The organism is Granulicatella sp. WM01 (genome assembly GCF_004570605.1).
Lineage (GTDB): Bacteria > Bacillota > Bacilli > Lactobacillales > Aerococcaceae > WM01.
The window spans coordinates 20,814-27,993 of sequence record NZ_SPPB01000019.1 but is presented as its reverse complement, the minus strand read 5'-3'; the positions used below and the strand labels follow the sequence as shown (position 1 = coordinate 27,993).

At 31.1% G+C, this 7,180-nt stretch carries 5 protein-coding genes; all 5 read left to right on the top strand.

All coding sequences use genetic code 11. The features are described from left to right. The first annotated feature begins 811 nt into the window (after positions 1–811). On the top strand, positions 812–2,602 hold the full coding sequence (locus E4T68_RS04050) for a nucleoside-diphosphate sugar epimerase/dehydratase (RefSeq protein ID WP_228099238.1): 1,791 nt from the start codon (positions 812–814) through the stop codon (positions 2,600–2,602). A 55-nt stretch (positions 2,603–2,657) separates the two neighbouring features. Then, positions 2,658–3,350, top strand: a complete 693-nt coding sequence (locus E4T68_RS04045; protein WP_194185083.1) for a sugar transferase — start codon at positions 2,658–2,660, stop codon at positions 3,348–3,350. Positions 3,351–3,398: 48 nt separating this feature from the next. After that, positions 3,399–4,616, top strand: a complete 1,218-nt coding sequence (locus E4T68_RS04040) for a DegT/DnrJ/EryC1/StrS aminotransferase family protein (RefSeq protein WP_135124380.1) — start codon at positions 3,399–3,401, stop codon at positions 4,614–4,616. Between the two features lie 238 nt (positions 4,617–4,854). Beyond that, a complete protein-coding gene (locus E4T68_RS04035) occupies positions 4,855–6,063 on the top strand; it encodes a CDP-glycerol glycerophosphotransferase family protein (protein ID WP_135124378.1) in 1,209 nt (402 codons plus the stop codon). Next, entirely contained in the window at positions 6,060–7,148 is a 1,089-nt protein-coding gene (locus E4T68_RS04030; RefSeq protein ID WP_135124376.1) for a glycosyltransferase family 4 protein, read from the top strand. Before E4T68_RS04035 ends, E4T68_RS04030 begins: the two co-directional genes overlap by 4 nt. The last annotated feature ends 32 nt before the right edge of the window (positions 7,149–7,180 follow it).

The window sequence follows — 7,180 nt, the reverse complement described above, 5'->3', positions numbered from 1 at the left end:
GTTTAAATATTTTACATATTTACGAACTCGAGTATTTTTAGTGCAAGAAAAATTATTTAAACAATCTTAATATGGGCCGAAAAGTCTATCAAATCGGTATGCTTATTGTCAAGGCACGCTCACGCTATAAACCTTGACAACTGCATACCGATTCGAAAAGAAACAATTAGCCCTATTAAGAAAAAACAACTTAATATTTGCTGGAATTTTTACTTACCAACATAATTTGACGAAGAGCCGTTATTTAAAGGGATTTAAAATTATTTGTGTCTAGTCTTAATAATCAATTCCGATATGTGAAGTAGTACATGATATACGCTATTGAGAAATAACACATTAATGAAGTTTTATTTTTGATGACATACACAATGTTGTATATTGATAATGTGAATAACATTTGAGTAGAACAGGTTTTATATTAGACGTGTGAGGATAAATCTACGTTATTTTTTAGACCATTTTAATTTTAGTGCGTTAAATAACTAATTTTTTCTCGTTTTTTTGTCAAAAAATGATATTTTTAGCACTAAAATAACGATACATAGTAAGAATAGGGGGAAAGAATGTGGTGTGTAGTCTTTATTTTTATATGGTATATCTATTTTTTCTAGGAAATATTGATGAGATAAGTAATTATCAATTGTAATGAGAGAGTTTATACACAGTGATTTTTGACACATGAATGAAATAAGACTATAATATTATGCATAGATATGACGTGTATTCTGTGCTTAGCACATCACATTTATCAACAAAAAAATTGTTGAATATAAAAGATAAAGATTGATAATGTAATGAAATGAGGATATGTATGGTAAAAAAGAAGTTGATTTTAGGGCTGGTGGATATATCAAGTATTTTTTTAGCAATGATAATGAGTTATGCTTTTTTATCAGAGTATATTACGCAAACGTATAAAATATATTTTATTTTTTTTGTCTGTGTAGTATCTATATATTTAATAGTTGGTATACGCATTAAAATTTATTCAATGATTAATCGTTATTTATGTAGTAAAGATATTTTTAAATTATTGTTACTAACATCATTAGCGTATCTTATATCTGGGTGTAGCATTTATGTGTTTATTTACCCAAAAGTGAGTCTGCGATATATTATTTTAAGCGGATTACTTTCACTGGTATTTATTGTTGTTCCACGTTTATTATGGAAACAATTAGTAGATGTGAGCAATAGGAAGAAACTTAAAAACGGAAAATTATTAAAAATATTAGTCATTGGTGCTGGAGAAGGTGGACGTTTATTTTTTGAAACATCAAAAAATGATCCAAATATAGATATTGTAGCATATTTAGATGATGACCCTAAAAAAATCGGAAAATCATTGTATGGCATTGAAATATTTGGTGGGAATGATCGACTGGCAAAAGTTGTTAGACGTTACCAAGTGGATCAGGTTGTGATTGCGGCTCCGTCTATTAAAGGAGAAGTGTATCATCATTTCATTGATTTATGTAATCAAATTGGTGTAAGTGTGAAAAAAATGCCTAGTGTAGAAGATGTTGTGAGTGGTCGTTTAGAGGTTAAAACAACTAGAGATATTGAAATATCCGATTTACTAGGGCGGGAAGAAATTAAATTGAATCAAGAGAGTATTGAAAGCGAGTTGCTAGGTGCAACGGTTTTAGTTACTGGAGCCGGCGGGTCAATTGGTTCAGAAATTTGTCGTCAACTCATCAAATTTAATCTGAAAAAATTGGTTTTATTGGGTCATGGCGAGAATTCTATTTATCAAATTCATAGAGAATTGACATATTTAAAATTAGATAATTTAACAATCATTCCAGTCATTGCAGATATACAGGACGAACATAGGCTTAATCAGGTAATGGAAGAACAACGTCCAGATTATGTTTATCATGCAGCAGCACATAAACATGTGCCTTTAATGGAAGAAAATCCATATGAGGCGGTTAAAAACAATATTTATGGGACAAGAAATGTTGCTTTAGCTGCCAAAAAAGTGAATGTTAAAAAATTTGTGATGATTTCAACGGATAAAGCTGTTAATCCACCGAATGTTATGGGAGCCACTAAACGTATTGCAGAAATGGTTGTCACAAATCTGAACGAGGAAGTAGGTACAAAATTTGTAGCAGTGCGCTTTGGTAATGTATTAGGAAGTCGTGGCAGTGTTGTGCCATTGTTTAAAGAGCAAATTGCTAAAGGTGGTCCATTAACTGTTACAGACTTTAGAATGACACGTTATTTTATGACTATCCCTGAAGCAAGTCGTTTAGTTATTCAAGCAGGTGTCTTAGCCCGAGGTGGAGAGATTTTTGTTTTGGATATGGGAGAACCTGTTAAAATTGTTGATTTAGCTAAAAATATTATTCGTTTAAGTGGTTATACTGAGGAACAAATTCACATTAAAGAAACAGGTATTCGTCCGGGCGAAAAATTATATGAAGAATTGTTATCAAGTGAGGAATTTGTGGATAAACAAGTTTTTGACAAAATATTTATTGGGAAAGTTACACCAATTAATCAAGAGGTTTTAGCCGACTTTATTCAAGCATTGGATAGTCAAGATACAAGTACGCTAAGAAAAAGTTTGATTGAGTTTGCTAATCAAAGATAATATGTAGAAGCTAAATGCGTAAATTTATAAGAAAAGGATATGAATTATGGGGATATTGAAACCATTTAAAGACTTACCACTATTTTTACAAACAGAAGATACAAAGAGAGTGTATGATAGTTTGACGAGAAAAAAAGGACAGTTATTATTAAAATGGCTTTTTGATAAAGTGCTGTCATTGTGTTTACTCATTCTGTTTTTACCAGTTTTTCTCTTTTTTTCCGTTTGGATTAAACTAGACAGTAAAGGCCCAGTTTTTTATCGTCAAGACAGAGTAACTCAGTATGGTAGAGTGTTTAAAATTTTCAAATTTCGTACTATGGTTGTTGATGCTGACAAAATAGGGAGTTTAGTTACTGTTGGACAAGACAACCGGATTACAAAGGTTGGGCGCATTGTGCGTAAATATAGACTTGATGAAATTCCTCAATTAATTAATGTTCTCTTAGGAGATATGTCATTTGTCGGCACTAGACCAGAAGTACCAAAATATACAGCGTGTTATAGTGATGAGATGAATAGCACACTTTTAACATTAGCAGGGATTACGTCTACGGCTAGTATTGAATATAAGGAAGAAGATACTGTCTTGGAAAAATACGTAAGTCAAGGTGGGCAAGTTGATACGGTTTATGTTGAGAAAATTTTGCCTAAGAAAATGGCATACAATAGAAAAGATATTGAAGAATTTTCATTTCTTAATGACATAAAAATTATGTGGCGCACGTTTATAGCGGTGTTGAAATAATAAAATAAAGAAAAAATAGTGATATGAACAAAATAAAGGAGCATGAATATGACAAAATATAATATACCATTTTCGCCACCAGATATTTCTGAACATGAAATTGAGGAAGTTTGCCAAGCATTAAAATCAGGATGGATTACAACAGGTCCAAGAACCAAAGAATTAGAGAAACGTTTGTCACAGTATACACAAACGCCAAAAACGGTATGCTTGAATTCTGCTACAGCAGCTTTGGAGTTGATATTAAGAGTATTAGGTATTGGTGCAGGAGATGAAGTTATTGTTCCTGCCATGACGTATACGGCATCTTGTAGTGTGATTGAACATGTTGGGGCAACACCTGTTATGGTTGATATTCACGAAGGTAGTTTTGAAATGGACTATGACTTGTTAGAACAAGCTATTACAGATAAAACAAAAGTGATTATCCCGGTTGATTTAGCAGGTATTCCATGCCAATATGAACGCATTTTTTCTGTGGTTAATAAAAAGGCACATTTATATCAAGCAAGTCATAATAAATGGCAACAACTATTTGACCGTGTTATTGTTGTATCTGATGCAGCTCATGCACTCGGTGCAACCTATTGTCATGTACCGGTAGGGAATGTGGCGGACTTTACGACATTTTCATTCCACGCTGTGAAAAATTTTACAACAGCAGAAGGTGGAAGTTTAACATGGAAATCACGTTTAGGATTAGATGATGAGGCGTTATACCGTGAATTTCAAATTTATTCATTGCATGGGCAAACTAAGGACGCTCTAGCTAAAACACAATTAGGTTCATGGGAATACGATATTATTATTCCTGGATATAAGTGTAATATGACGGATATTATGGCAGCTATTGGGTTAGTTCAGCTAGATCGTTATCCAGCTATGTTAAATCGTCGTAAAGAGATTGTTGAGCGTTATAATCAAGGTTTTAGTCATACAAATATTAAACCTTTAGCACATTTTAGTGAAAATCATGAATCTTCATTGCATTTATATATTACGCATATTGAAGGAATCACATTACAACAACGTAATGAGATTATCGTGAAAATGGCAGAAAAAGGAATTGCTTGTAATGTTCACTATAAGCCACTGCCATTATTAACGGCTTATCAAAATTTAGGCTTTAAAATTGAAAACTATCCAAAAGCCTATGCCTATTTTGTAAATGAAATCACACTACCATTACATACACAGCTAAGCAATGCCGAAGTCGACTATATCATTGACACATATAAGCAGATTGTTGAGGAGATTAATCTATAAAAGAGAGTATTTATTCAAATAGAATAAACTTGAATAATAACATGAATTTTTAGCAAAAGTATAGTATACGGTTTTCTTTTTGACTTTTTAGTAGTATTGTATTTTAGTATAAAGAAAGTTTGAAAGGAGTATGAGGCTAAAGAGTGTATTATAGTTTAATTGAAAATGACACATATGTGCTATTGGATAAAGTTGTATTTCATTTGTGATGTATGGATTGAATAAGAGGAGGAAATATATGAAAAAGATTTGTGAGAAGTTGAGATTAATTACTTTAAAGGATATATTAAGTTTAATTTTTATATTTCCTTTGGCATATATTATTTCTCTATTTTATCGCCGTAAAAATAAACGTTTGATTTTGATTTGTGAGAGCGAATATGAGGCTAGAGATAATGGGTATTGGTTATATAAATATATTGTGGAGCATGATGCTGATGCGAATGTAATTTATGCTATTAATAAACGCTCTAAAGATTTGGACAGAATACGCAGTTTAGGAAAATGGATACATTTTGGTTCATTTAAACACTGGGTTTATTATTTAAGTGCCAATGTTAATGTTAGTACACAAAAGGGAGGAAAACCAAATGCGGCTGTTTTTTATTTGTTAGAAGTATTTGGTTTGATTAAAAATAAACGTATATTTCTTCAACATGGGATTACTATATCAAATGCTAAATGGTTATACTATGAAAATACAAAAATGAATGGGTTTGTTTGTGGAGCATATCCTGAATATCAAGATATTGTAAAAAATTATGGTTATCCTGAAGGTGTCGTTAGATACCTAGGATTTCCTAGATTTGATAAGCTACATGATGTAGTAGTCAATAAGACACAGATTTTGTTAATGCCCTCGTGGAGAGAATGGCTATTTTCTAAAACAGATGCATACTATCAGTTTAATGAGGGAGGAAACTTTGTAGATAGTGAATATTTCCAAAAGTGGAATTCTTTTTTAAGTAATCCGGAATTAAGTCGTTTTTTGGAAAAGAATAATCTAGAGTTGATATTTTATCCTCATAGAAATATACAAAAATATTTATCTAAGTTTCATAGAAATAGTTCGAATATAGTATTCGCCTCTTGGGAAGATTATGATATACAAACTTTATTAAAAGAGTCTGCATTAATGATTACGGACTATTCAAGTGTATGTATGGATTTTGCATATATGAGAAAGCCAAGTATTTATTATCAGTTCGATCTTGAAAAGTTTAGAATAGGGCAGTATGAGCAGGGATATTTTGATTATGCTATAGATGGTTTTGGAGAAGTTGTTTTTGAGGAATACGAGCTTGTTAATATGATAAAACAATCTTATGAACTTGATTTCAAATTATCTGATGTATATTTAAATAGAATAAATAACTTTTTTCCACTTTATGATACACGTAATTGTGAGAGAAATTATGATTTTGTAAAGGAGTTATTGAAAAAATGAAAAAAATAGCATTTATCATTTATGACACATCACTTATGGGTGGTGCAGAAAATGTTAGTATACAATTAGCGAATAGATTATCAAGCGAATACGAGGTTTCAGTTGTTAGTCTGTTTCAAGAAAAAAAACAACCATTTTTTCCTATAGATAGTAAGATTAAACATATTGTTATTGAAGAGCAAACAATGAGTATCACTAAACATATTTTTAAATTGTCTAAAAAAGTACGTCATTTTTTAAAACAAGAAGGTATAGATGTTGTGTTTGCTGTGACAGCTGGTGTTGTAGGTGTTGCTTTACTAAGTTGTCTTGGAATACATACAAAATTAGTGTTTTGTGAGCACTCCAATTTGGAGAACCAAACGTATGGTAAGAAACATTTTGCAAGACAATATATAGGTGCAAAGTTTTCTGATAAAGTTGTTGTTTTGACAAATCGTGATAAGAAAAATTATATGAAGCGTTTCAAAGTGGCAGAAGATAAAATAGATGTTATTTATAATTCGTTTGCTAATGATGAAAGGGCTAATAATATGTATTCAGGTAATTCAACAAAACTTGTTAGTGTCGGGAGATTAACAAAAGTAAAAGGATATGATAGATTAATAGAAATTTGTAAAGAAGTATTTAGAAAGCATCCAGATTGGTCTCTAGATATTTATGGTGATGGAGATGAAAAACAGAATTTATTAGATTTAATACGCCATAATAAATTGGAGCATCATATTTTTTTAAGGGGAGTAACAAAGGATGTACAGAATACATTAAAAGATTATTCATTTATTGTTATGACATCATATTATGAGGGAATACCTTTGGCTTTATTAGAGGCACAATCAGTTGGATTACCTGTTGTGGCATTTAATTGTCCAACTGGTCCAGAAGAAATAGTTCTTCATGAGGAAAATGGGTATCTTATTGAAAATGGGAATAACGAACAAGCAGTTGAGAAAATTAACTTTTTGATAGAACATTCTGTAATACGAGAACGTTTTTCTCAGCAAAGTAAGAAAAAATTGTATGAGTTTTCTCAAGAAAAAATTGATGAACAGTGGAAGAAACTTATAAATGACTTAGTAAAGTAATACTTTATGAGTATATTATATCTGAAAAAATA